Genomic DNA, 23,877 nt, shown 5'->3' on the forward strand with positions numbered 1-23,877 from the left:
GTGGCCACCCCCTCGTGCAGGACTGCTCATGCAGGACCGCGGGTGTTCGGCTAGCGGCCACCCTGCTCGTCGCGGCGGCGCTGCCAGCGCTGTTCGATGCGGTCCATCATGGAACGCTTCGTACGGGCCTGGCGGCGGGCCTGCGGGCCGCCTGCGGCCTGCTCTCCCGGCTTGGGAGCCTTGCGCCAGCCGGTCACGACCAGTACGGCGCAGCCCAGCATGACAAGGAAACCCACCACACTGACCCAGATGAGCTTCTGGACGACCATTCCTGCCATGAGGAGCGCGATACCTACGAGGAAGCCCACGACCGCCTGGTAGACCCGCCGTCGGGTGTACGTACGCAGTCCGCTTCCCTCGAGCGCCGACGCGAACTTGGGATCTTCGGCGTACAGCGCTCGCTCCATCTGCTCGAGCATGCGCTGCTCGTGCTCCGAGAGCGGCACGGAGTCCTCCTCATCGTGCAGTCGCCGGGGCGACTCGGGGGGTCCCTTAAGGATAGGCAGGGAATCGCCCCCGTGAAACCCGCCCCTCTGCGCCAATTGGCCAACCGGAATCCGCCATGTCGTCCCGGTCCGCTGAGGCTTCCATTCCCCGGCGGGCGGGCCGTCATGCCGGACGGTCTCCCTCGATCATACGGCGGGAAGCCCGCGTCCGGGCGGCCTGTGGCGGACTGCATGCCCCGCCGAAGGCCCGGTCGGCGGCCCGCCCCGTGGGGCGGCTCAGGCCTCTGCCGCGCCCCTGCTCTCACCGAGTACGTGGAGTTGCGTGGCCACGGAGTGGAACGCGGGCCGCTCGGCCGCCGCCGCCTCCAGCTTCAGCAGGGCGTCCAGCGCTCCGGGCTCGGTGTCCACGAGCACGCCGGGCACCAGGTCGGCGAAGATCCGCACCCCGTGCACGGCGCCGATCCGCAGCCCCGCGCCCTCGACGAGCGCGGTGAGCTGTTCGGCGGTGAAGCGGCGCGGCACCGGGTCGCCCTCGCCCCAGCGCCCCTCGGGGTCGTCGAGCGCCTGCCGGGCCTCCTTGAAGTGCCCGGCCAGGGCGCGCGCGAGCACGGCGCCGCCGAGACCGGCGGCGAGCACGCTCAGGACGCCCTCGCAGCGCAGGGCGGCCACCGCGTTGCGCACGCCCTCGGCGGGGTCGTCGACGTACTCCAGGACGCCGTGGCACAGCACGGCGTCGTAGGCGCCGCGCTCGACCACGTCGAAGAGTCCGCGGGCGTCGCCCTGCACGCCCCGCACCCGGTCGGCCACGCCGGCCTCGGCGGCGCGGCGCTCCAGCGCGAACAGCGCGTTGGGGCTGGGGTCGACGACGGTGACCCGGTGGCCGAGCCGGGCGACGGGCACGGCGAAGTTGCCGCTGCCCCCGCCGGTGTCGAGGACGTCCAGGCACTCCCGGCCCGTGGCCTTGACCCGGTGGTCGAGGGCGTCGTGCAGGACCTCCCAGACCACGGCGGTACGGAGGGAGGCGCGCGGGCGGGAGGGGTCGGAGCGCAGCGGCGCCGATTCGGGCTGGTGGGGGGAGGCGGGCGGGCGCATCGGGTCCGACACGGCAGTTGACTCCTCGGCGCGGCACCGCCTCTTGCACGGCGGAGCGATCGGGCTGCTCCTCCCCGCCCGGCACGCGGGTTCGGGAAGGGCTTCAGGCGCCCTCCACCCTATTGCCTCCACCCCCCGACCTGCCCCTCGGCTCCACCGCCACGACCGTCGTCGGGGCGGTGGCGGCCGTACGGGGGACTGCCGTGTGTCAGCTCGCGTCCGGGAGGGTGTGGTGGGGGGTGCGTTCGGGACGGGAGGGGGGCGGCGGTACGGGCGATTCGTCCGGGACGGTCGGGGGGTCGGTGTCGAGGCGGGGCTGGGAGGGGATCGGCTGGAGGAGGAGCATGCGTTCGACCAGGCGGATGAACGTCGCCACGTCCCGTATCAGGTCGTCGGCGTCGCGTGGGCCGGCCGCGCCCCGGATGCCGGCCTCGGCGCGGGCACGGCGCGCGGCGCCCGCGGCGAACAGCGCGCTCCACTCGGCGAGTTCGGGCGCCATCTCGGGGAGCACTTCCCAGGCGCTCCTGATGCGGGCCCGCCGGTGCGGGGTGGGATCCGGGCGCCCCCGCGCGGCGAGCACGGCGGCGGCGGTGCGCAGCGCGGCGAGGTGGGCCGTCGCGTAGCGCTCGTTCGGAGTGCGGAGGGTGGTGGCCTCTTCCAGGCCCGCGCGGGCCTGGGCGAGCAGGCCGAGGGCGGCGGGCGGGGCCGAGGCGCGGCGCGGGACGGGGTGCACGTCGCTCGCCGGGCCGGTCAGTGAGGGGGCAGGGCCGGCGGCGCGGGGCCGACGAGCGGCGGCTGCGGACGAGTGGGCCATGACGAACCTCCTGTCGTCTGGGTGACGGCACGGGTGCCGTATGTGCCCATCGTGAGGTAGGGCACTGACAATCCGTTCCGACCTGGGATTTCGCTTCGCCCGTACGTTCGGTGGCGCGGGGCCCCCGGCACGCGGTGAGGCTCCCGCCACCGCGCCGCCGGCCTCCCTTCCGCGCCCTTGGCAGGGTGCGCACCTGTGACAATCAGGGCCATGGAACGCAGCAGCGCCACGCCGGGCGGCGGTACCCGCCGCGAGGCCACCCGGCAGAAGCTCTTCGAGGCGGCCGTCGTCCTCATCGCCGAGCAGGGGTTCTCCGCCACCACGGTGGACGAGATCGCCGAACGGGCGGGGGTCGCCAAGGGCACGGTCTACTACAACTTCGCCAGCAAGTCCGTCCTCTTCGAGGAGCTGCTGCGGCACGGCGTGGGACTGCTCACCGCCTCCCTGCGTGAGGCGGCCGAGCGGACGGCGCGGGAGGGCGGCAGCCGGGTCGACACCCTGGACGCCATGGTCCGCGCCGGGCTCGTCTTCATCGACCGCTACCCGGCCTTCACCCAGCTCTACGTGGCCGAGCTGTGGCGCACCAACCGGGCCTGGCAGTCCACGCTCCTGGTGCTCCGGCAGGAGGCGGTCGCGGTCGTCGAGGGCGTACTGCGCGACGGCGTGGGGGGTGGGGAGTTCAGCGAGGACGTCGACGTACCGCTGACCGCGGCCGCGCTGGTCGGCATGGTGCTGGTGGCCGCGCTGGACTGGAAGTCCTTCCAGCCCCAGCGCTCCCTGGACGACGTGCACGCGGCGCTGTCCCGGCTTCTTCAGGGACGGGTCAGCGGGCGCCTCTAAGGCCGCGCCCGCCTCCCCCGGTTCCCCCGTGCCTCGCTCCCGGCGGCAGGAGCGGTCGAGGGCCGCGCCGTTCCGCCGCCCCGTGTCGGCGGTGCCGGCGCCGTGCCCCCTTCCGTGCCCCCACTCTCCCCTCCACGCGGTGCGCGGGCCATCCGCGCGCGTACTCATCTCGGCCGCTAGGTACGGATACTCAGCCCTGCGTGCCCGGCCCCAGGACGCCGGACGGCCCACTGGCTACGATCGCCTCCGTGTCCGTACTCCCCCTGGTGTTCACAAGCGGCTGGGCCAGCGGCATCAACGCGTACGCGGTGGTGCTGCTGCTCGGTGTGTTCGGCGCGACCGGACTGAGCGACGACGTCCCCGGCGCCCTGCAACGGCCGGAGGTGCTGATCGCCGCGGGCGTGCTGTTCGTGCTGGAGGCGGTCGCCGACAAGATCCCCTACGTGGACTCGGTGTGGGACACGGCGCACACCGTGATCCGCCCGGTCGCCGGGGCCTGGGTGGGCGCACTGCTCGCGGGGCAGAGCGGCTCGCTGTCGGATGTCACGGCGGCCCTGGTCGGCGGCGGTACGGCCCTGGCCAGCCACCTGGTGAAGGCCGGGACGCGGATGGCGGTCAACACCTCCCCCGAGCCCGTGAGCAACATGGTCGTGAGCCTGGCCGAGGACCTCGGCGTGGCCGGACTCGTCACCTTCGCGATCTTCCACCCGGTGGCGGCGTCGGTCGTCGCCGGCGTCCTGCTGCTCGCCGGGGCCGTGATCGTCGTCTTCCTGGTCTCCCGGATCCGCCGCTTCCTGCGCCGCCGGGCCCAGCGCCGGGAGGAGAGACGCCGGCGCGCGGCCGCTGCGGGGGCTCCGCCGGGCTGAGCCCGCCCGCGGCCCCGCACACCGCGGAAACCGCTGGTCAACGCCCCCGTGGCAGGGATTGTCAGGGGCGGTCGATAAAGTCGCGCACATGGCACGGATTGCGGTGATCGGCGCCGGGATGGGCGCGATGGCGGCCGCCGCCCGGCTGGCCGTCGCGGGCCACCGGGTGACGGTGTACGAGCGTACGGAGACGTACGGCGGCGCGCTGCGCCGTTTCGAGCGGGACGGTTTCGCCTTCGACACCGGGCCCGGGCTGCTCCCGCTGCCCGCGGTCTACCGCGATCTGTTCGTCAAGACCGGCAAGGAGCCGCTGGAGGACCGCGTCGAGCTGGTCCAGGTGGACCCGTCCGCGCGACACGTCTTCGCGGACGGCACCGAGGTGTCCCTGCCGAACGTCTCGCGCGCGGGCGTCGTCGCCGCGCTGGAGGAGGCCCTCGGCGCGGGTGCCGGGCAGCGCTGGGGCGACTTCCTGGTACGGGCCCGCGAGGCCTGGGACCGCGCCCGCCGCCCGCTCCTGGAGGAGCCGCTGTGGCCCAACTGGCAGGTGCTGGCCGAGCGCGAGCCCTACCCGGCGGTGCCGCACAAGCGCCTGCTGCGCACCCGGCGGGCCGGCACGCTCGCCGAGGTCGGTGCCTGGGAGCTGCGCGACCCGCGCCTCGCCGCCCTCCTGGAGAGCCACGCGCTCGCGTACGGCCTCGATCCGCGGACCGCCCCGGCGAGCGCGGCCGTACTGCCGTACCTGGACCACGCCTTCGGCACCTGGTACGTGCGCGGCGGCCTGCGCGAGCTGGCGCGCGCGGTGTACGAGCGGTGCCGGGCCCGCCGGGTCGAGTTCATGTTCGGCGCCGAGGTCACCGGGATCGCCGACAAGGACGGCCGGGCGGCGGGCGTGGAGCTCGCCGACGGGACGCCGGCCGAGGCGGAGTTCGTGGTCGCCGGTGTGCCTCCCCGGACGCTGGACGGCCTGGTCCGTGGTGCGGCCCCGCGCGGTGAGGGCGAGGTGCCGCCGCAGCCGGGGGCGCCCAGTCGCCTGACCGTGCTGCTGGCGCTGCGCGGCGCCCGTCCCGAGGGGACGGCCCACCGGACCGTGGTGCACACCGAGGACCGCGTGGCCGAACTCGACGCGCTGTTCGGTGCGCCCGCCGGGCTGCCCGAGCGGCCCACGGTCGCGGTGTCGCGCCCCGACGATCCGGCGCTGGTCCCGGACCCGGAGCACGAGGCGGTCACGCTCACGGCGACGGTCCCGGCGTCCGTCCCGGCGGATCCGCGGACGCAGGCCGACCGTATGATCGCCGTCGCCTCGCGGGCGATACCCGGGCTCCGCGACCGCCTGCTCTGGCACGAGGTGCGCACCCCGGCCGACATCGCCCGGGAGACGGGCGCGGAGGGCGGGGCCGTCCCCGCGCCGGCGCTGGCGGCCGCTCAGGGGCGTCTGCTGCACCCGGCGAACACCACGGGACTTCCCGGACTGTTCACCGTGGGCGGCTGGTCGCACCCCGGGGGCGGGCTGCCGCACGCCGGGATGTCGGGGGCCCTGGTGGCCGGGCTGGTCGTGGAGGGACCGGAGTTCCGCGGCTCCCAGTGAGCCGGGGAGCGTGCTGACCGTGCTGAACGCCCTGCGTGGGACGTTCAACACGGTGTTCAGAAACGACGGTGTTCAGAAACGGTACTGCTCGTCGTAGCCCGTGCCGTTCTGCGCGTGCCCCTGGTGGTCGCCCTGGTACGGGTAGGGCTGCTGCTCCTGCGGGAGTTCTCCGCCGTAGGAGTCGTCGCTGCGCTGCTGCGGGACCCACACCCCGCCCGCCGGGGTCTCGCCGCCGTAGCCGCCGGCGTAGGCGTCCTGGGTGCCGTAGCCCTGCTGGCCGTAGTCCTGCTGGGCGCCGTAGCCGGTGTCGTAGGCGCCGCCGCCGTAGGACTGGGCGTACGGGTCGGAGTAGGCGGCGTACTGCTGCTGGCCGGAGGCGTCGTAGCCGTAACCCTGCTGCCCGTAGCCGGAGTAGTCGTACGCGTGGCCCTGCTCGGCGCCCTGGGCCGCGGCGGCGTACTGGTCCTGGGTCTGGCCGGACCCCGGGTAGGGCGAGTGCGTGGCGTGCTGGCCCGAGTCGCCGTAGATGCCGTAGGAACCGGTGTCGTCCGGCAGGGGCTGCGGCTCGTACACGGCGGCGGCCTCGGCGGCCGCGGGCTGGGCGGGGGCGAAGACGTCGTCCTGGTCGTCGTCACCGTGGCCGTGGCCGTAGGGCGGGTCGTCGTGGCCGTGCAGGGCCTCCATGGTGCCGGTGTCGCCGCCGGACGCCTCGAGGTCGGAGACCTCCAGGTCCGGGTCCTGGTACTCGCCCCTGCCGCGGCGGCGCGGCTTGTCGCCGTCGGCGCCGGGGCGGTTGACCGCCCAGCCCTCCGCGAAGCCGCGCCGGAAGGACAGCGTGACGTAGGTCTGGCCGATCGCGAACGCGACCGCGCCCAGACCGATCACGACGACGGACGGGATCAGGACCCCGAGGACGACGCAGAGGAAGCCGCCGAAGGCCAGCAGCCTCCAGCGCAACCGCGCCTTGTACTGAAGCAGCACCTCACCCAGCAGCCACAGCGCGACGATGCCGAACGCGATGTAGAGGACCGTCCAGCCCATGTACGCCCCTCTCCCAGTGGCCGCTCCGCAGTGTGTCGCACGCGGGTGCGGCCGGTCTAGGTCCGCGGCCGGTGGTGCAGACCCAGGTTCTCGTAGATTTCCAGCGTCGCCGTGGAGTTGTTGAGCGTGATGAAGTGCAGCCCGGGCACTCCCTCGGCCAGCAGCCGCCCACAGAACTCGGTGGCGAACTCGATCCCAAGGGAGCGTACCGCCGCCGGGTCGTCCTCCGCCGCGCGGATGCGCTCTTCGAGTCCGTCCGGGATGGCGGCGTTGCTGAGTTGGGGCAGCCGCTCGAGCATCTTCACGCTCGTGACCGGCATGATCTCGGGAATGACCGGTGTCGCGCAACCGGCGGCGGCGACACGGTCGCGCAGGCGGAGGTACGACTCCGGATCGAAGAACATCTGCGTGATGGCGTAGTCGGCGCCCGCGCGGCACTTGTCGACGAAGTGCGCGACGTCGGTGTCCCAGTCGGCGGAGCGGGGATGCATCTCGGGGAACGCCGCCACGCCCACGCAGAAGTCGCCCGACTCCTTGATGAGCCGGACGAGTTCGGCGGCGTACGTCAGGCCGCGGGGGTGCGGGACCCACTCGCCCATCGGGTCGCCGGGCGGGTCGCCGCGCACCGCGAGCATGTTGCGGATCCCGGCGTCCGCGTACTGGCCGATGATGTTGCGCAGTTCGGCGACGGAGTGGTTGACGGCGGTGAGGTGCGCCACCGGGGTGAGTGTGGTGTCGGACGCGATCTGCTCGGTCGCCCTGACGGTGCCCGCGCGGGTGGAGCCGCCGGCGCCGTACGTCACCGAGACGAAGTCGGGAGCGACGGCCTCGACCCTGCGCAGCGCGTTCCACAGGTTGCGCTCGCCCTTCGCCGTCTTCGGCGCCCAGAACTCGAAGGAGTACGTGCTCTTGCCGGTGGCGAGGATGTCACGCACGGTGCGCGCGCGATCAGTCCTGGTGGATGCGGTTCCGAGGGCCATACCGGCAGGCTATCCAGGGCACGGCGGTCTCCCAACCGAGCCCCGGAAATTTGCCGGAATTGTCGACTTCTTGTCCACCCTTCGGACAATGGGGCCGAAAACAAGCGGGCCGGGCCGGACCGACTGTCCGAAAAATGAGACGCCCAGCTGTCGCGCCCGGGCCTGCCCGGCCCCTGCTGCCGTGCCGGACCGTGTCGCGCCCTACCCCGCCCGACGCAGCCGCGCGGCGAACTCGGACGCCGCCGCTCCGGGGTCGTCGGCCTCGGTGATCGCCCGGACCACGACGACACGGCGGGCGCCGGCCTCCAGGACCTGGTCCAGGTTGCCGAGGTCGATGCCTCCGATGGCGAACCAGGGCCGGTCGGTGCCGAGCGAGGCGGTGTACCGGACCAGGTCCAGGCCGGGGGCGGGACGGCCGGGCTTGGTGGGCGTGGGCCAGCAGGGTCCGGTGCAGAAGTAGTCCACGCCGTCCTGCACGGCCGCGGCGGCGGCCTCGTCCGCGGCGTGTGTGGACCGGCCGATCAGGACGCCGTCGCCGAGGATCGCGCGGGCGGCGGGCACCGGGAGGTCCCCCTGCCCCAGGTGCAGCACGTCGGCACCGGCCGCGTGGGCGACGTCCGCCCGGTCGTTGACCGCGAGCAGCTTCCCGTGCCGGGCGCACGCGTCGGCGAACACCTCCAGCCGGTCCAGCTCCTCCCCGGCCTCCATGCCCTTGTCCCGCAACTGCACGACGTCGACACCCGCCGCCAGCACCGCGTCCAGGAACCCGGCCAGGTCACCCTGCCGTCTCCGGGCGTCCGTGCACAGATACAGGCGCGCGTCGCCGAGCCGGTCACGGGCGTCGGCTACGGCAGCGGTCTCGGGCATACGCGGGTCCCCCCGGCTCGTCGGTTCGGTGGCTCGTCGGTTCGACGGTCCGCCGGTTCGGTGGCTCGTCGGTTCGGTGGATCGTCCGACCACTCGAACGGACCCTACCCGCCGCGCGCGGCCGGCCCGCGGGAACGCCGAGGCCCCGGCCGAGGGCCGGGGCCGGGTGCGCAGGCGGGTGGCCGGGTCAGACGGCGAGGGCCTGGGCGCGGCGCTTCACCTCTGTGCCGCGGTTCTCACTCAGGGCCTGGGCGGGGGTGCCGGGCAGGGTCGGGTCGGGGGTGAACAGCCATTCGATCATCTCTTCGTCCGTGAAGCCGTCGTCCCTCAGGAGCGTCAGGGTGCCGGACAGGCCCTTGACGACCTTGTCGCCGTCGATGAAGGCGGCGGGGACGTGCAGCGCGCGGTTCTCACCCCGGCGTACGGCGATGAGCTGGCCCTCCTTGACCAGCTGCCGCACACGCGTCACCTCGACGCCGAGCTGTTCGGCGATGTCGGGAAGCGTGAGCCACGCGGGGACGAGAGCGTCGATCTTCGTGTCAATCTCGGTCACGGAAACAAGCGTGCCATCTGCCACTGACACTCGGAAGCCAGACCCGTCCACCCGGGGCGGCGTGCCTCACGCCGTCGCCGTCTTCAAGGGCCTCGCCGGGTCCGCGAGCAGCCGCGGATCCATGGGCGTGCCGGACTCGATCAGCCGCCGCCCCTGCGCCAGATCGCGCGGCCGGCCGACGGCCAGCAGGGCGACGAGCCGGCCTTCGCGGAGCCAGCAGACCGTCCACGCCGGTCCGGTGCGCTCGCCGCGCCAGACGAGGGTGTCGGCCGACGTGTGGTGGCCGGCGTACTGCACGAAGCGCCCGAACTGCTCGGACCAGAAGTACGGCACCGGGTCGTAGACCACGGGGGTGAGGCCGATGATGTCGGCCGCGACCGTGCGCGGGCCCTGGAGCGCGTTGTCCCAGTGGTGGATCAGCAGGCGCTCGCCGTACCGACCCGAGGGGAAGGAGGCGCAGTCGCCGACCGCGTACACGTCCGGCACGGACGTGCGCAGGTGGTCGTCGGCCAGGACGTCCCCGTGCCGGCCCAGCTCGATGCCGGAGCCGGCCAGCCAGCCCGTGGCGGGGCGCGCGCCGACGCCGACCACGACGGCGCCCGCGGGCAGCCGCGAGCCGTCGTCGAGCACCACCGCGCCGGGTTCGACGCGCTCCACGCGCGCGTCGGTGCGCAGTTCGGCGCCGCTGTCGGCGTACCAGGTGGTCATCGGCTCGGCCACCTCCGCGGGCAGCGCGCCCGCGAGTGGCCGGTCCGCGGCCTCCACGACGGTCACGGCGCAGCCCGCCTCGCGCGCGGCGGTGGCGAACTCGGCGCCGATCCAGCCCGCGCCGACGACCACGACGTCGTGCTGCTCGGTGAGCACCGGCCGCAGCCGTTCGGCGTCGTCCAGGGTGCGCAGCAGGTGGACCCCGGGAACGCCCTCCGTGCCGGGCAGCCGGATCGGTTCGGCACCGGTGGCCAGGACGAGGACGTCGTACGGCACCGGTCCGGCCGAGGTCTCCAGCACATGCGCGTCGGGCCGCACGGCCAGCGCCTCGCAGCCGAGCCGCAGTTCGAGACCGAGCGCCTCGAAGTCGATGTCGAAGGCCGAGCCCTCGGCCTTGCCGAGCAGGACGGCCTTGGACAGCGGCGGCCGGTCGTAGGGCTGGTGGGGTTCGGCGCCGATCACTGTCACGGTGCCGGTGAAGCCCTGCTCGCGCAGCGCGACCGCGGTCTGCACGCCGGCCATGCCCGCGCCCGCGACGACCACGCGCCGCGGCCCTGATGCGCCCTGTTCCTGCGTCTCGTCGCTCATCTGATCACCATAAGCCACCTGACGGACCGTCAGTCAGGGCCCTCGGGCACCTGCCGGAGGGCGGGCCGGGGCGGGGGCTCCCTTACCGGGGCGGCGCTCCGCGGGCTAGGGTGGCCCCGGTACAAGCACTCGCGGGAGCCCGGACGCACCGGGCTGAGAGGGAGGCTGGCGGCCTCCGACCGTACGAACCTGATCCGGGTCATGCCGGCGAAGGGAGGGGCTGGACGCCCATGTCGTCGCCACGTACGTCAGACGTCCTCGTCGTGGGGGGCGGGATCATCGGCCTGGTGACGGCCTGGCGCTCGGCGCAGCGCGGGTTCGCCACGGCGGTGGTGGACCCCGAGCCGGGCGGCGGGGCCGCGCAGGTGGCCGCCGGGATGCTGGCCGCCGTCACCGAACTGCACCACGGCGAGCAGACCCTGCTCGGACTCAACCTGGCCTCTGCCCGCCGCTACCCGGACTTCGCGGCCGAGCTGACCGAACTGACCGGCCATGACCTCGGCTACCGCCGGTGCGGCACCCTCGCCGTCGCGCTGGACGCCGACGACCGCGCCCACCTGCGGGAACTGCACGACCTTCAGCGCCGGTCGGGACTGGACTCCGAGTGGCTGTCCGGGCGGGACTGCCGTCGCCTCGAGCCGATGCTCGCACCGGGCGTGCGCGGCGGGCTGCGGGTGGACGGCGACCACCAGATCGACCCGCGCAGGCTCGCCCGCGCCCTGGTCGCGGCCTGTGAGCGGGCGGGCGTGGTCTTCCACCGCGGCTGGGCCGAGCGGCTCACCGTGGCCCGCGGCCGGGCCACGGGCTGTGTGCTGCGCGACGGCACCGCGCCGGCCGCGGACCGGGTGGTGCTCGCGGCGGGCAGCCGCAGCGGACGGCTCGCGGGCGTCCCGGACGACGTGCTGCCGCCGGTGCGGCCGGTGAAGGGGCAGGTGCTGCGGCTGACGGTGCCGAAGCGGTACGCGCCGTTCCTGAGCCGTACCGTGCGGGCCGTGGTGCGCGGCAGCCAGGTCTACCTGGTGCCGCGGCTCGACGGCGAGCTGGTCGTCGGGGCCACGAGTGAGGAGCTGGGCTGGGACACGACGGTGACGGCGGGCGGCGTGTACGAGCTGCTGCGCGACGCGCACGAGCTGATGCCCGGGATCACCGAGCTGCCGCTCACGGAGACGCGGGCGGGGCTGCGGCCCGGCTCCCCCGACAACGCGCCGCTGCTCGGCCCGACCGGCCTCGACGGCCTGCTGCTGGCCACCGGGCACCACCGCAACGGCGTGCTGCTCACGCCGGTCACCGGTGACGTCATGGCCCACGTCCTGACCACCGGCGAGCTGCCGGACGAGGTCCGGCCCTTCTCCCCCAGGCGCTTTCACGCCGCGGCACTCACGGAGCAGCCCGTATGAACGACTCCATGAACATCTCCGTCAACGGTGAGCCCCGCCGGATCACGCCCGGCACGTCCCTCGGCGCCGTCGTGCGGACCCTGACCGCGGCGCCCTCCGGAGTGGCCGCCGCCCTCAACGAGACCGTCGTCCCGCGCACGCGGTGGTCGGCCACGGCCCTGGCCGAGGGCGACCGCGTCGAGGTGCTGACCGCCGTCCAGGGAGGCTGAGCCATGGCCGACGACCCCTTCGTCCTCGGTGGTACGCCCTTCACCTCCCGGCTGATCATGGGCACCGGCGGCGCGCCCAGCCTGGAGGTCCTGGAGCGGGCTCTGGTCGCCTCCGGCACGGAGCTGACCACGGTCGCGATGCGGCGGGTGGACCCCTCCGTGCACGGCTCGGTGCTGTCGGTGCTGGAGTCGCTCGGGATCCGGGTGCTGCCCAACACCGCCGGCTGCTTCACCGCGGGTGAGGCGGTGCTCACCGCCCGGCTGGCACGGGAGGCGCTGGGCACGGACCTCGTCAAGCTGGAGGTCATCGCCGACGAGCGCACGCTGCTGCCGGACCCGATCGAGCTGCTGGACGCGGCGGAGACGCTGGTCGACGACGGGTTCACGGTGCTGCCGTACACGAACGACGACCCGGTGCTGGCGCGGAAACTGGAGGAGGTGGGCTGCGCCGCGATCATGCCCCTGGGCTCGCCCATCGGATCCGGGCTCGGCATCCGCAACCCGCACAACTTCCAGCTGATCGTGGAGCACGCGCGCGTGCCGGTGATCCTGGACGCCGGGGCCGGTACGGCCTCGGACGTGGCGCTGGCCATGGAGCTGGGGTGTGCCGGAGTGATGCTCGCCTCGGCGGTGACGCGGGCGCAGGAGCCGGTGATGATGGCCGCGGCGATGCGGTCCGCCGTGGAGGCGGGCCGGCTGGCCCGGCTCGCCGGGCGGATCCCCAAGCGCCACTTCGCCCGGGCGTCGTCCCCGGCGGAGGGCCTGGCCGGGCTGGACCCGGAGCGGCCCGCATTCTAGCCGGTCACCGCCTCGCAGGCGTGCGGGTACCGCGTCACAGGTCGGCTTCAGTCCCGCCGCGACACCGTCCGCGACCCGTGGGTGTCCGTGACGGCTCGTAGACTCGCCTGCGTGGATACGACCCTTCAGGACCCCCTCGTCGGGCAGGTGCTCGACGGCCGCTATCGCGTCGACGCGCGGATCGCCGTCGGTGGGATGGCCACGGTCTACCGGGCCCTGGACACCCGCCTGGACCGGGTCCTCGCGCTCAAGGTGATGCACCCCGCGCTCGCGGCCGACGGCTCGTTCGTGGAGCGGTTCATCCGAGAGGCCAAGTCGGTCGCGCGGCTGGCCCACCCGAACGTCGTGCAGGTCTTCGACCAGGGCACGGACGGGTCGTACGTCTACCTCGCCATGGAGTACGTGGCCGGCTGCACCCTGCGCGACGTGCTGCGCGAGCGCGGGGCGCTCCAGCCCCGCGCGGCGCTGGACATCCTGGAGCCGGTGCTCGCCGCGCTGGGGGCCGCGCACCGGGCCGGGTTCGTGCACCGCGACATGAAGCCGGAGAACGTCCTGATAGGGGACGACGGCCGGGTCAAGGTCGCCGACTTCGGCCTTGTGCGGTCCGTGGACACGGTGACGAACACCAGCGGTGCCGTCCTCGGCACCGTCTCCTACCTGGCCCCGGAGCAGATCGAGCGCGGCACCGCCGACCCCCGGGTCGACGTGTACGCGTGCGGGGTCGTGCTGTACGAGATGCTGACCGGCGGCAAGCCGCACCAGGGGGAGTCCCCCGCCCAGGTGCTGTACCAGCACCTCCACGAGGACGTGCCGGCCCCGTCGGCCGCCGTGCCGGGACTGTCCCTGGAACTGGACGAACTGGTCGCGGAGGCCACCGCGCGCACCCCGGACATCCGGCCGCACGACGCGGTCGCGCTGCTCGCGCGGGTCCGCGAGGCGCGGTCCGCGCTCGGCCCGGACCAGCTGGACGCGCTGCCGCCGCGGGCCCTCACCGCGGAACACGACAACGCAGAGGACCGTACGAGCGTCATCCCGCGCGCGCTGACGACGCGGATCCCCGGCAGGGACGGTGAGGCCGGTGAGGACGGGGCGCGGTCCGAGGCCGCCCTCAACCGCACCAGCCGGCTTCAGGCGCCCCCGCCCCCACCGGGGCCCGCCGGTGCGCGGCGCCCCGGGCCACCCCGTCGGACGCTGCTCGTGGTGGTCGCCGCGGTCCTGCTGGCCCTCGGGGTCGGCGGCGGGGTGTGGTACATCAACTCCGGCCAGTTCACCAAGGTCCCGCCGCTGCTGGCGAAGACGGAGGCACAGGCCAGGGAGCGGCTCAAGGCGGCCGGTCTCGGCGTCGACCGGGTCGAGCACGCCTACAGCGACACGGTCCGGCGCGGCACGGTCATCAGCACCGATCCGCAGGCGGGCGCCCGGATCCGCAGTAACGGCTCCGTGACGCTCACGGTCTCCGACGGGCCCGAGACCGTGAACGTGCCCGATCTGAAGGGCCACCGGCTGGGCGAGGCGCGGACCCTGCTGAAGAAGGAGGGCCTGGAACCGGGCATGGTGAGCCGGGAGTTCAGCGACGACGTCCCCCGCGACGTCGTGATCGGCACGGACCCCGAGGCGGGCACCGAGCGGCGCGCCGGCTCGGCGATCGCGCTCACCGTCAGCAAGGGCCGCGCGGTGAACGTGCCGGACGTCACCGGCGAGGACCTGGACGAGGCGCGGTCCGACCTCCAGGACGCCGGCCTGAAGGTGCGGGTCTCCACCGAGCAGGTCACCTCCGACTTCGACAAGGGCGAGGTCGCCCGGCAGAGCCCGGCGGGCGACAGCCAGGCGGCCGAGGGTGACACGGTCACGCTGACGCTGTCCAAGGGCCCGGAGATGGTCGAGGTGCCGGACGTGACGGGCAACAGCGTCGACGACGCGAAGAACACGCTCCAGAAGGCCGGTTTCCAGGTGCGGGAGGACCGCGGGCTGCTCGGCCTGTTCGGCGACACCGTCAAGAAGCAGTCGGTGCGGGGCGGCGACCGGGCGCCGAAGGGCTCGACGATAACGATCACCATCCGGTGACATCGGCCCGGCGGCCGGTGACCGCCGGGCACATGACACCCTGGACGGGTGAGCAGTCAGCGGTCCCGTCCCCTCCCCGGCCCGTCCCGCAACCCGATCGGCGGCCATGTGCCCGTCGCCGGCGGGCTGCACTCCGTGGGCCTGTCCTACGCCCGTGACCTCGGGGCCGAGACCGTGCAGGTCTTCGTCGCCAATCCACGCGGCTGGGCCACGCCCGCGGGCAACCCGCGGCAGGACGAGCAGTTCCGCGCTGCCTGCGCCGAGCAGTCGGTCCCGGCGTACGTCCACGCCCCGTATCTGATCAACTTCGGCTCCCACACCGAGGCGACCGTTCAGCGGTCGGTGGAGTCGCTGCGGCACTCGCTGCGGCGCGGCCGGGAGATCGGCGCGCTGGGCGTCGTCGTGCACACCGGGAGCGCCACCGGCGGCCGGGACCGGTCCGTCGCGCTGAAGCAGGTGCGGGAGCACATGCTGCCGCTGCTCGACGAGCTCACCCACGACGACGACCCGTACCTGCTCCTGGAGTCCACCGCGGGCCAGGGTGCCTCGCTGTGCTCGCGCACCTGGGACTTCGGGCCGTACTTCGACGCGCTGGACGCCCATCCGAGGCTGGGCGTGTGCCTGGACACCTGCCACATCTTCGCCGCGGGGCACGACCTGACCGGCCCGGACGGCATGCGCCAGACGCTGGACCTGCTGGTGCAGACGGTCGGCGAGGGCCGGCTGCGGCTGATCCACGCCAACGACTCCAAGGACGTGGCCGGCGCGCACAAGGACCGGCACGAGAACATCGGCGCCGGCCACATCGGCGAGGACCCCTTCCGCGCCCTGATGACCCACCCCGCCACCGAGGGCGTCCCGCTGGTCATCGAGACCCCGGGCGGCAAGGCGGGCCACACGGCGGACGTGGAGCGCCTGAAGCGGCTCAGGGACGCGTGAGAAGGCGGTGAAAAGGCGCCGGGACGGCCCCCGGTGGGGGCGTCAGAGTTCCGGTCCGTCCCCCGGTTCCTCCTGGTAGGAGTAGCGCTGTTCCTTCCAGGGGTCGCCGAGGTTGTGGTAGCCGCGCTCCTCCCAGAAGCCGCGGCGGTCGGCGGTCATGTACTCCACGCCGCGGACCCACTTGGGGCCCTTCCAGGCGTACAGGTGGGGGACGATCAGGCGGAGCGGGAAGCCGTGCTCGGCGGTAAGCAGTTCGCCGTCCTTGTGGGTGGCGAAGAGGGTGCGCTCCGAGGTGAAGTCGGACAGGCGCAGGTTGGAGCTGAACCCGTACTCCGCCCACACCATCACATGGGTGACGTTCGCCGCGGGCGGAGCGATGTCCAGGACGGTGCGCGCGGGGATGCCGCCCCACTCGGCGCCGACCATGCTGTACTTCGTGACGCAGTGCAGGTCGGCCACCACGGTGGTGTACGGCAGGGCCGTGAACTCCTCGTGGGTCCAGCAGTGCTTCTCGCCGTCGGCGGTGGCGCCGAAGACCCGGAAGTCCCAGCGCTCGGGCCGGAACTTGGGCACCGGCCCGTAGTGCGTGACCGGCCAGCCGCGCTGGAGCCGCTGCCCCGGCGGAAGTTCCGGCTGCGCCGCTCCCCTCGGCACTGCTCCAGACGCGTTCCCTGACGCGCGTTCCACCGGCTGACCCATGCCTCCATCCTGACAGACCGGAGGGGGTGCACATGACCAACCCGGGGGCGATTCGGACAACTCGCACTAAGTATGCACTTACTGGACGGCTGTGTGTGCCGGTGCAATCATGCGCGAGATCCGCCCAGAGACGTCCGGAAGGAGCACCGCCGCCATGCAAGGCGACCCCGAGGTGATCGAACTGCTCAACGAGCAGCTGACCGCCGAGCTCACCGCGATCAACCAGTACTTCCTGCACTCCAAGATCCAGGACCACAAGGGCTGGACGAAGCTCGCCAAGTACACCCGCGACGAGTCGTTCGACGAGATGCGGCACGCGGAACTCCTGACCGACCGGATCCTGCTCCTTGACGGCCTGCCGAACTACCAGCGCCTCTTCCACGTCCAGGTCGGGCAGACGGTGACGGAGATGTTCCGGGCCGACCGGCAGATCGAGGTCGAGGCCATCGACCGGCTGCGCCGGGGCGTGGATCTGATGCGCGACAAGGACGACATCACGTCGGCGAACATCTTCGAGGCGATCCTCGCCGACGAGGAGCATCACATCGACTACCTGGACACCCAGCTGGAACTGGTCGACAAGCTGGGTGAGGCGCTCTACATCTCGACCATCGTCGAACAGAGCCAGCCGGACCCGTCGGGCCCCGGAACGCACGGCTTCTCCAGCCCCTGAGGCGGACCGCCGGCGGTCGCGCCCAGGTGACCCTAGGCGGCGTCGCCCAGCTCCGTCAGCTCCTTCGGAGGCGCTCCCGACGCCCCGCCGGTGAGCGGCGCGAGCGCCGGGCCACCCTGGTCGACCAGCTCCCGGCGCGGGCAGGCGCCCCGGCCGAGCAGCGCCTGGATACGGCGTACGCAGCCGCCGCAGTCGGTGCCCGCCTTGCAGGCGGAGGCGATCCTGCGGGGCGTGCAGGCGCCGTTGTCCGCATGCTGCTTGACCTGCTGCTCGGTGATGCCGAAGCAACTGCACACGTACACGCGGTTCACCTCCCGCCGGGATCGGTTCAGTGGCGCCACCCCGACTCCTTATCGGTGAGGCAAACCTAACCTAACTCACGACGGGAACTCCGGGAAAGGGAGAGGGGCGCGGATCCCGTGTGATCCGCGCCCCACTTCACGCTCCCGCGAGGGGCGGGCGCCTCACTGGTCCCGGTACATCTCCGCGACCAGGAACGCCAGGTCCAGGGACTGGCTGCGGTTCAGCCGCGGATCGCAGGCCGTCTCGTAGCGCTGGTGCAGGTCGTCGACGAAGATCTCGTCGCCGCCGCCGACGCACTCGGTGACGTCGTCACCGGTCAGCTCCACATGGATGCCGCCGGGGTGCGTGCCGAGCCCCTTGTGCACCTCGAAGAAGCCCTTGACCTCGTCGAGCACGTCGTCGAAGCGCCGGGTCTTGTGGCCGGAGGCCGCCTCGAAGGTGTTGCCGTGCATCGGGTCGGTCACCCAGGCCACCACCGCGCCCGAGGCCGTGACCTTCTCCACCAGCTCCGGGAGCCGGTCGCGGATCTTGTCGGCGCCCATGCGGACGATGAACGTCAGCCGGCCCGGCTCCCGCTCGGGGTCGAGGCGGTCGATGTACCGCAGCGCCTCCTCGGGCGTGGTCGTCGGGCCCAGCTTGATGCCGATCGGGTTGCGGATCCTCGACGCGAACTCGATGTGCGCGTGGTCCAGCTGCCGGGTGCGCTCGCCGATCCACACCATGTGCCCGGAGACGTCGTACAGCCGCCCGGTGCGCGAGTCGACGCGGGTCAGCGCCGACTCGTAGTCGAGCAGCAGCGCCTCGTGCGAGGAGAAGAACTCGACGGTCTTGAACTCCTCCGGGTCCGTGCCGCAGGCCCGCATGAAGTTCAGCGCGTTGTCGATCTCGCGCGCGAGCTGCTCGTAGCGCTGGCCGGACGGGGAGGACCGCACGAAGTCCTGGTTCCAGGCGTGCACCTGGCGCAGGTCGGCGTAGCCGCCGGTGGTGAAGGCGCGCACCAGGTTCAGCGTGGAGGCGGACGTGTGGTACATCCGCTTCAGGCGCTCGGGGTCCGGGACGCGGGCGGCCTCGGTGAACTCGAAGCCGTTGACGGAGTCGCCGCGGTAGGTCGGCAGGGTCACGCCGTCGCGGGTCTCGGTCGGCTTGGAGCGCGGCTTGGAGTACTGGCCGGCGATCCGGCCGACCTTGACCACCGGCACCGAGGCGGCGTACGTCAGCACGGCGCCCATCTGGAGCAGGGTCTTGAGCTTGTTGCGGATCTGGTCGGCGGACACCGCGTCGAACGCCTCGGCGCAGTCGCCGCCCTGGAGGAGGAACGCCTCTCCCCTGGCGACTGCCGCCATCCGGGCGCGCAGCTGGTCGCACTCGCCCGCGAAGACGAGCGGCGGATACGACTCGAGGTCCGCGATCACTGCGCGCAGAGCCTCGGGGTCGGGGTACTCGGGCTGCTGCGCCGCGGGCAGGTCTCGCCAGGTGTTGCCAGCGCTCGCGCTGGTCTTAGCGTTCACGGTCACCCCACCAAGATTACGGGGTCGCCCGGCGGACCCCCTTCTCCGTTCAGCCAATGAGACGGACGGCGCCCGGTCGCGGTACCCCCTTTGCCCTGGTTGCTCAAGCTCCGGTGCCCACGTCCAGCTGGTCGCGGTCGATGTTGATGGTCACCGACCCGTAGGTCTCGGTCTTGTTCCCCGCGTACTGGTGGATGCGCTGGTGGCCGGCCCACAGATGGGCCGGGACGGCGGTGTGGGCGGTGGTGTTCTCGTCGTTCCAGTGCGCGAAGTGGATCACGTCGGGCAGGGTGACCTTCCCGGCGTGGGCGACCAGGTCGGCGACCAGGGACGAGACGCTGCCGTACGCGCCGGACCGGTAGCCCAGTTCGTGCAGCCGCTCGGTCCAGGCCTCCAGGTAGCCGAGAACGCGCGTGGTGAGGGTGCCGCCCGGCGTGTACTGCTCCACGTCGTTGTAGAGCACCGACCCCTTGGCGAAGCCGAGCGCCGCCGCCTGGGCGACGGCGTCCTCCGCGGCCCCCTTGCCCTGCGATGCCGGATCGTTGATCGACGCGCAGGAGTTCTGGCAGCTGCCGGCGCCGGAGGCGGGCTGCGGGCCGACGTAGAGCGGGAAGAAGCGCCACCCGTTCGCGTACTGCGTCTGCACCCACTCGGCGGTCAGCTTCGCCTGGGCGCAGGCGCGGTTGACGCCGCCGATGTAGACGCCGACGGCCCGGTAGGGCGAGCCGGCCCTCCAGGCGTTCATGGCCGTCTGGCTCGGGGCGGTGCAGGCGTCGAAGCCCCTGCCCTGGTACGCGGTCGCGTCGGCGGGCACGGCGCGCGTGGTCGGTTCCCGGGCGGGTTCACGGGCGCGGGCGGCGGCGACGGGCAGTCCGGCGCTGCGCAGCACCCGCTGGATCTCCGCACGGTCCTCGCCGTACGGGGCCGTCACGGAGATTCCCTCGTTGGTGGCGGTCGCCCGGTAGACGCGGGCCGTGGGCTCCTCGGTCACCGAGGCCTTCGTCGCCACCGCGGGCTGCACCCACAGGGCCTCGGTGCGTCCGACGGCGCGGGCCGGGCAGTCCTGCAGCTCGCCGGGGGTGCCCAGGTAGACGGCGTGCCGGTCGAAGCGGACGCAGGCGGTCGGCTCCTGGTCGAGGTCGACGACGGGCCAGCCGGCCGGGACGGTGAAGGTGTGACCGCGGTAGGTGACGGTCTTGGTGGCATCGTCGGCCGACGGCCGGGCGGCGCCCGTGACACCGGCGGCGAGCACCGCGCAGGCGCTCAGGGCGGTCAGCGCCCGCCTCAGGCGGCGGTGCCCTGCCGGGTGGGGTGGTCGTGGCGTGGAAATGGCGTACTCCTCGGTCGGGCTCGGGCGTGCGGCGAACGCCGGGGCGGGGGCGGCAGCTGGTCGACGCGGACCCACTTTCCACTCCGCGAGGCCGCCGGAAACCGGCCTGTGCTGCGTACGGACGCACGCGCGGCAGCGCGGCCGGGGCCCGTCACGGGCCGGTCGGGGACGCCCGGTGGACCGATGCGGTAGGGTGCCGGGCATGTTCGCGCACTCGACCCAGAACCAGAACTGGTGGTGGACCGCTTCTCCGGCGGCCCGCTGACTGCGCGTATCCCACACTTCGCGAAGGCCGCCCGAGGGGCGGCCTTCGGCGTTTCCGGCGCCTTGGCCGTTCCTCACCCACATCGACCGGCATCGACCGGCATCGACGGAAGAGGAACCCATGGATCTGGCACGGCTGCTGCACGACCCCCGCCCCTTCGCCCTGCTGCGCCGCCGTACGCCGGGGCACGACCACGACCTGGTCGAGGTGCTGCTCGGCCCGGTGACCCGTCACGACCGGCTGGCCGACCTGCCCGACGAGGGCCTGGCCCTCGTACCGTTCCGGCAGATCCGCGAACGCGGCTTCGACGTCCGCGACGACGGCACCCCACTGCTGGTGCTCACGCCCGAGGAGACGGGCACGGTCCCGCTCGCCGAGGCCCTGGCGCAGCTCCCCGCGCACCAGGTGCGCGTCGAGGGCGGCGGCTTCGACGTGGGCGACGAGGAGTACGCGGAGACCGTCGGGCGGGTGCTGCGCGAGGAGATCGGCACGGGCGAGGGCGCGAACTTCGTGATCCGACGGACGTACGAGGGGGAGGTCCCGGGCTTCGGGCGGGCCGACGCGCTGGCGCTGTTCCGGCGGCTGCTCGAGGGCGAGCGGGGGGCGTACTGGACGTTCGTCGTGCACACCGGAGATCAGAAGGGGCCCGAAGGGCCTTCCTTGGAAGGGCGGGGGTGGGAGACGGGTGGGCGGACGCTGGTCGGCGCCAGCCCCGAGGTGCACGTGCGCATGTCCGGCGGGACGGTCGTGATGAACCCGATCAGCGGGACGTACCGCTACCCCGCCGAGGGGCCGACGCCCGAGCACCTGCTCGGCTTCCTCGCCGACGGCAAGGAGATCGAGGAGCTGTCGATGGTCGTCGACGAGGAGCTCAAGATGATGTGCACCGTCGGCGACATGGGCGGGGTGGTCGTCGGCCCGCGGCTGAAGGAGATGGCGCACCTGGCGCACACCGAGTACGAGCTGCGCGGCCGGTCCTCCCTGGACGTGCGCGAGGTGCTCAAGGAGACCATGTTCGCCGCGACCGTCACCGGGTCGCCGGTGCAGAACGCCTGCCGGGTCATCGAGCGGCACGAGGCCGGGGGCCGCGGCTACTACGCGGGCGCGCTGGCCCTGCTCGGCCGCGACGTGGGCGGCGCCCAGACCCTGGACTCCCCCATCCTCATCCGCACCGCCGACATCGACGCCCGCGGCCGGCTGCGCGTACCGGTCGGCGCCACCCTCGTCCGCGGCTCGGACCCGGCGGGCGAGGTCGCCGAGACCCATGCGAAGGCGGCGGGCGTACTGGCGGCGCTCGGCGTACGGCCCGCCCGGCCGCGCGCGGAGCGCTCACGGCCCCGGCTCGCCGACGACCCGCGGGTGCGCGCGGCCCTGGACGGGCGGCGCGCCCTTCTCGCGCCGTTCTGGCTGCGGATGCAGGGCGCGGTCCCGACCGGCCGGGCGCAGTCGCAGGCCGCGGCGGACCCGGCGGGACTCACCGGACACACCCTGGTCGTGGACGGCGAGGACACCTTCACCGCGATGCTCTCCCACATGCTGCGGTCGTCGGGGCTGACCGTCACCGTGCGCCGCTACGACGAGCCCGGGCTGCGCGCGGCCGTCCTCGCGCACGAGGGGCCGGTCGTCCTGGGCCCCGGCCCCGGCGACCCGTGCGACGCGGACGACCCGAAGATGCGGCTGCTGCGCGCGCTGACGGCCGACGTGCTCGCCGCGCACCGGCACGGCGTGCTCGGGGTCTGCCTCGGACACGAGCTGATCGCGGCCGAACTCGGCCTGGACATCGTCCGCAAGGAGGTACCCCACCAGGGCGCCCAGACCGGGATCGACCTGTTCGGGCAGGCCGAGACCGTGGGCTTCTACAACAGCTACGTGGCGCACTGCGACGACGAGGCGCACGCCGAGCTGTCCGCGCACGGGATCGAGGTCAGCCGGAGCGCGTCCGGTGAGGTGCACGCGCTGCGCTCCGACCGGTTCGCTTCGGTGCAGTTCCACCCCGAGTCCGTGCTGACGCTGAACGGCCGGGCGATCGTCTGCGCGCTGCTGGCCGGTCAGCTGCGCGGCGCCGGCACGCACGGTGAGCCGCGGCGCGTCCCGTAGCCGGCGACGCGCGCACCGAGGGCGCCGCCGGTCAGGTCGGCGGCACCCTCGGTGCGGTCTGTGGGCGCAGAGGCCGGTGGCGGGTCAGCCGAAGAAGACCCCGACCTCCTCGTACAGCTGCGGGTCGACCGTCTTCAGCTTCGCGGTGGCCTCCGCGATCGGGACGCGGACGATGTCGGTGCCGCGCAGCGCGACCATCTTGCCGAAGTCGCCGTCCCGGACGCACTCGATGGCGTGCAGCCCGAACCGGGTGGCCAGCCAGCGGTCGAAGGCGCTGGGCGTGCCGCCGCGCTGGATGTGCCCGAGGACGGTGGTCCGCGCCTCCTTCCCGGTGCGTGCCTCGATCTCCTTGGCCAGCCACTCGCCGACCCCGGACAGCCGCACGTGCCCGAAGGAGTCGAGCGAGGAGTCCTTCAGGACCACGTCGCCGTCCTTGGGCATGGCACCCTCGGCGACGACGACGATCGGGGCGTACGACGCCTTGAAACGGGAGGTGATCCAGGCGCACACCTGGTCGACGTCGAAGCGCTGCTCGGGGATGAGGATGACGTTCGCGCCGCCGGCGAGGCCGGAGTGCAGGGCGATCCAGCCCGCGTGACGGCCCATCACCTCGCAGACCAGCACCCGCATATGGGACTCGGCGGTGGTGTGCAGCCGGTCGATCGCATCGGTGGCGATGCCGACCGCGGTGTCGAAGCCGAAGGTGTAGTCGGTGGCCGACAGGTCGTTGTCGATGGTCTTGGGCACGCCCACGCAGGGCACGCCGTACTCGTCGCTCATCCGCGCGGCCACGCCGAGGGTGTCCTCGCCGCCGATCGCGACGAGCGCCTCGACCTCCTGCTTGGCGAGATTGTCCTTGATCCGCCGGATGCCGTCCTCCTGTTTGAGGGGGTTGGTCCGCGAGGAGCCGAGGATGGTGCCGCCGCGGGGCAGGATGCCGCGCACCGCGGGGATGTCGAGACGGACGGCGTCGTTCTCGAGGGGGCCCCGCCAGCCGTCCCGGAAGCCGACGAAGTCATAGCCGTACTCCTGCACGCCCTTGCGGACGATGCCCCGGATGACGGCGTTGAGCCCGGGGCAGTCGCCGCCTCCGGTCAGTACTCCGACCCGCATGGAAAAGTCCCTTCGCCGCGGTTGCCTGGTGAAGGTCACGCTAATGGTGACCCACGTCACTTCGGCATGGGGCGGCGAGCCAATTCCACTGAATTGTCGGGT

The 23,877-nt window shown here is 73.3% G+C and carries 24 protein-coding genes and 1 riboswitch; of the genes, 11 read left to right on the forward strand and 13 right to left on the reverse strand.

The genetic code is table 11. The annotated features are described in order from the left end of the window. Positions 1-50: 50 nt before the first annotated feature. The 3 genes from ACTYVM_RS01535 to ACTYVM_RS01545 form a co-directional block, all read right to left on the reverse strand. Complete coding sequence (locus ACTYVM_RS01535) at positions 51-446, reverse strand: SCO2097 family morphological protein (RefSeq protein WP_400025878.1); 396 nt, start codon at positions 444-446, stop codon at positions 51-53. A 276-nt stretch (positions 447-722) separates the two neighbouring features. Further along, positions 723-1,550 (reverse strand): methyltransferase, encoded by an 828-nt coding sequence (locus ACTYVM_RS01540; protein ID WP_445524141.1) that lies wholly within the window; start codon positions 1,548-1,550, stop codon positions 723-725. A 196-nt stretch (positions 1,551-1,746) separates the two neighbouring features. Then, entirely contained in the window at positions 1,747-2,352 is a 606-nt protein-coding gene (locus tag ACTYVM_RS01545) for an SAV_6107 family HEPN domain-containing protein (protein ID WP_445524142.1), read from the reverse strand. Between the two features lie 210 nt (positions 2,353-2,562). Between ACTYVM_RS01545 and ACTYVM_RS01550 the strand changes: the two genes are divergently transcribed. The 3 genes from ACTYVM_RS01550 (at position 2,563) to ACTYVM_RS01560 (ending at position 5,643) form a co-directional block, all read left to right on the forward strand. Next, the gene (locus tag ACTYVM_RS01550; RefSeq protein WP_445524143.1) at positions 2,563-3,192 is read left to right on the forward strand and encodes a TetR/AcrR family transcriptional regulator; all 630 of its coding nucleotides are present in this window, start codon (positions 2,563-2,565) and stop codon (positions 3,190-3,192) included. Between the two features lie 248 nt (positions 3,193-3,440). After that, the gene (locus ACTYVM_RS01555; RefSeq protein WP_445524144.1) at positions 3,441-4,058 is read left to right on the forward strand and encodes a DUF4126 domain-containing protein; all 618 of its coding nucleotides are present in this window, start codon (positions 3,441-3,443) and stop codon (positions 4,056-4,058) included. 88 nt (positions 4,059-4,146) lie between these two features. Beyond that, entirely contained in the window at positions 4,147-5,643 is a 1,497-nt protein-coding gene (locus tag ACTYVM_RS01560) for a phytoene desaturase family protein (RefSeq protein WP_445524145.1), read from the forward strand. Positions 5,644-5,715: 72 nt separating this feature from the next. On the opposite strand, the gene ACTYVM_RS01565 is transcribed toward ACTYVM_RS01560, so the two are convergent. The 5 genes from ACTYVM_RS01565 to ACTYVM_RS01585 form a co-directional block, all read right to left on the reverse strand. Next, complete coding sequence (locus ACTYVM_RS01565) at positions 5,716-6,684, reverse strand: SCO2102 family sporulation regulator (RefSeq protein ID WP_445524146.1); 969 nt, start codon at positions 6,682-6,684, stop codon at positions 5,716-5,718. A gap of 56 nt (positions 6,685-6,740) precedes the next feature. Next, positions 6,741-7,664, reverse strand: coding sequence for a methylenetetrahydrofolate reductase [NAD(P)H] (gene metF / locus ACTYVM_RS01570; RefSeq protein WP_445524147.1), 924 nt, complete (start codon positions 7,662-7,664; stop codon positions 6,741-6,743). 201 nt (positions 7,665-7,865) lie between these two features. Then, positions 7,866-8,531, reverse strand: a complete 666-nt coding sequence (thiE, locus tag ACTYVM_RS01575; protein WP_445524148.1) for a thiamine phosphate synthase — start codon at positions 8,529-8,531, stop codon at positions 7,866-7,868. Positions 8,532-8,718: 187 nt separating this feature from the next. Beyond that, positions 8,719-9,084, reverse strand: a complete 366-nt coding sequence (locus ACTYVM_RS01580) for an Rv2175c family DNA-binding protein (RefSeq protein WP_445524149.1) — start codon at positions 9,082-9,084, stop codon at positions 8,719-8,721. A gap of 66 nt (positions 9,085-9,150) precedes the next feature. Beyond that, entirely contained in the window at positions 9,151-10,380 is a 1,230-nt protein-coding gene (locus tag ACTYVM_RS01585; RefSeq protein WP_445524150.1) for an NAD(P)/FAD-dependent oxidoreductase, read from the reverse strand. Between the two features lie 121 nt (positions 10,381-10,501). After that, positions 10,502-10,613: riboswitch (TPP riboswitch) on the forward strand. On the opposite strand from ACTYVM_RS01585, the gene thiO reads away from it, so the two are divergent. The 5 genes from thiO (at position 10,611) to ACTYVM_RS01610 (ending at position 15,787) form a co-directional block, all read left to right on the forward strand. Further along, complete coding sequence (thiO, locus tag ACTYVM_RS01590) at positions 10,611-11,777, forward strand: glycine oxidase ThiO (RefSeq protein WP_445524151.1); 1,167 nt, start codon at positions 10,611-10,613, stop codon at positions 11,775-11,777. It overlaps the preceding riboswitch by 3 nt. Positions 11,778-11,785: 8 nt before the next feature. Then, positions 11,786-11,986, forward strand: coding sequence for a sulfur carrier protein ThiS (gene thiS, locus ACTYVM_RS01595; RefSeq protein ID WP_400026595.1), 201 nt, complete (start codon positions 11,786-11,788; stop codon positions 11,984-11,986). A 3-nt stretch (positions 11,987-11,989) separates the two neighbouring features. Further along, positions 11,990-12,784 (forward strand): thiazole synthase, encoded by a 795-nt coding sequence (locus tag ACTYVM_RS01600; RefSeq protein WP_445524152.1) that lies wholly within the window; start codon positions 11,990-11,992, stop codon positions 12,782-12,784. A gap of 111 nt (positions 12,785-12,895) precedes the next feature. Next, the gene (gene pknB, locus ACTYVM_RS01605) at positions 12,896-14,848 is read left to right on the forward strand and encodes a Stk1 family PASTA domain-containing Ser/Thr kinase (RefSeq protein ID WP_445524153.1); all 1,953 of its coding nucleotides are present in this window, start codon (positions 12,896-12,898) and stop codon (positions 14,846-14,848) included. Positions 14,849-14,896: 48 nt separating this feature from the next. Continuing rightward, entirely contained in the window at positions 14,897-15,787 is an 891-nt protein-coding gene (locus ACTYVM_RS01610) for a deoxyribonuclease IV (RefSeq protein WP_445524154.1), read from the forward strand. 42 nt (positions 15,788-15,829) lie between these two features. Here ACTYVM_RS01610 and ACTYVM_RS01615 read toward each other — a convergent pair whose 3' ends face one another. After that, a complete protein-coding gene (locus ACTYVM_RS01615; protein ID WP_400025843.1) occupies positions 15,830-16,486 on the reverse strand; it encodes a sulfite oxidase-like oxidoreductase in 657 nt (218 codons plus the stop codon). A 154-nt stretch (positions 16,487-16,640) separates the two neighbouring features. Between ACTYVM_RS01615 and bfr the strand changes: the two genes are divergently transcribed. Continuing rightward, positions 16,641-17,159 carry a bacterioferritin gene (bfr, locus tag ACTYVM_RS01620; protein ID WP_445524155.1) on the forward strand — a complete coding sequence of 173 codons (519 nt, stop codon included), beginning with the start codon at positions 16,641-16,643 and terminating at the stop codon, positions 17,157-17,159. A gap of 32 nt (positions 17,160-17,191) precedes the next feature. Here bfr and ACTYVM_RS01625 read toward each other — a convergent pair whose 3' ends face one another. From ACTYVM_RS01625 to ACTYVM_RS01635, 3 genes are all read right to left on the reverse strand, one after another. Next, entirely contained in the window at positions 17,192-17,461 is a 270-nt protein-coding gene (locus ACTYVM_RS01625; RefSeq protein ID WP_445524253.1) for a (2Fe-2S)-binding protein, read from the reverse strand. A gap of 162 nt (positions 17,462-17,623) precedes the next feature. After that, the gene (locus ACTYVM_RS01630) at positions 17,624-18,976 is read right to left on the reverse strand and encodes a class II 3-deoxy-7-phosphoheptulonate synthase (RefSeq protein WP_445524156.1); all 1,353 of its coding nucleotides are present in this window, start codon (positions 18,974-18,976) and stop codon (positions 17,624-17,626) included. Positions 18,977-19,073: 97 nt separating this feature from the next. After that, positions 19,074-20,375 carry a glycoside hydrolase domain-containing protein gene (locus tag ACTYVM_RS01635; RefSeq protein WP_445524157.1) on the reverse strand — a complete coding sequence of 434 codons (1,302 nt, stop codon included), beginning with the start codon at positions 20,373-20,375 and terminating at the stop codon, positions 19,074-19,076. A gap of 127 nt (positions 20,376-20,502) precedes the next feature. Here ACTYVM_RS01635 and ACTYVM_RS01640 point away from each other — a divergent pair, with 127 nt between their 5' ends. Continuing rightward, positions 20,503-20,565: a trp operon leader peptide gene (locus ACTYVM_RS01640; protein ID WP_358864531.1), complete on the forward strand. Its 63-nt coding sequence runs from the start codon at positions 20,503-20,505 to the stop codon at positions 20,563-20,565. Positions 20,566-20,685: 120 nt separating this feature from the next. Continuing rightward, on the forward strand, positions 20,686-22,662 hold the full coding sequence (locus ACTYVM_RS01645) for an anthranilate synthase family protein (protein WP_445524158.1): 1,977 nt from the start codon (positions 20,686-20,688) through the stop codon (positions 22,660-22,662). An 84-nt stretch (positions 22,663-22,746) separates the two neighbouring features. Here ACTYVM_RS01645 and ACTYVM_RS01650 read toward each other — a convergent pair whose 3' ends face one another. Next, positions 22,747-23,775: a 6-phosphofructokinase gene (locus tag ACTYVM_RS01650; protein ID WP_445524159.1), complete on the reverse strand. Its 1,029-nt coding sequence runs from the start codon at positions 23,773-23,775 to the stop codon at positions 22,747-22,749. Between the last annotated feature and the right edge of the window lie 102 nt (positions 23,776-23,877).

It is taken from the genome of Streptomyces cyslabdanicus (assembly GCF_052663305.1).

Bases quoted from the DNA above. Each gene is read 5' to 3' on its own strand.
- ACTYVM_RS01545 (WP_445524142.1), bottom strand. From the start codon at position 2,352: ATGGCCCACTCGTCCGCAGCCGCCGCTCGTCGGCCCCGCGCCGCCGGC.
- ACTYVM_RS01550 (WP_445524143.1), top strand. From the start codon at position 2,563: ATGGAACGCAGCAGCGCCACGCCGGGCGGCGGTACCCGCCGCGAGGCC.
- ACTYVM_RS01560 (WP_445524145.1), top strand. From the start codon at position 4,147: ATGGCACGGATTGCGGTGATCGGCGCCGGGATGGGCGCGATGGCGGCC.
- ACTYVM_RS01565 (WP_445524146.1), bottom strand. From the start codon at position 6,684: ATGGGCTGGACGGTCCTCTACATCGCGTTCGGCATCGTCGCGCTGTGG.
- metF (WP_445524147.1), bottom strand. From the start codon at position 7,664: ATGGCCCTCGGAACCGCATCCACCAGGACTGATCGCGCGCGCACCGTG.
- thiE (WP_445524148.1), bottom strand. From the start codon at position 8,531: ATGCCCGAGACCGCTGCCGTAGCCGACGCCCGTGACCGGCTCGGCGAC.
- ACTYVM_RS01585 (WP_445524150.1), bottom strand. From the start codon at position 10,380: ATGAGCGACGAGACGCAGGAACAGGGCGCATCAGGGCCGCGGCGCGTG.
- thiO (WP_445524151.1), top strand. From the start codon at position 10,611: ATGTCGTCGCCACGTACGTCAGACGTCCTCGTCGTGGGGGGCGGGATC.
- thiS (WP_400026595.1), top strand. From the start codon at position 11,786: ATGAACATCTCCGTCAACGGTGAGCCCCGCCGGATCACGCCCGGCACG.
- ACTYVM_RS01600 (WP_445524152.1), top strand. From the start codon at position 11,990: ATGGCCGACGACCCCTTCGTCCTCGGTGGTACGCCCTTCACCTCCCGG.
- ACTYVM_RS01615 (WP_400025843.1), bottom strand. From the start codon at position 16,486: ATGGGTCAGCCGGTGGAACGCGCGTCAGGGAACGCGTCTGGAGCAGTG.
- bfr (WP_445524155.1), top strand. From the start codon at position 16,641: ATGCAAGGCGACCCCGAGGTGATCGAACTGCTCAACGAGCAGCTGACC.
- ACTYVM_RS01645 (WP_445524158.1), top strand. From the start codon at position 20,686: ATGGATCTGGCACGGCTGCTGCACGACCCCCGCCCCTTCGCCCTGCTG.
- ACTYVM_RS01650 (WP_445524159.1), bottom strand. From the start codon at position 23,775: ATGCGGGTCGGAGTACTGACCGGAGGCGGCGACTGCCCCGGGCTCAAC.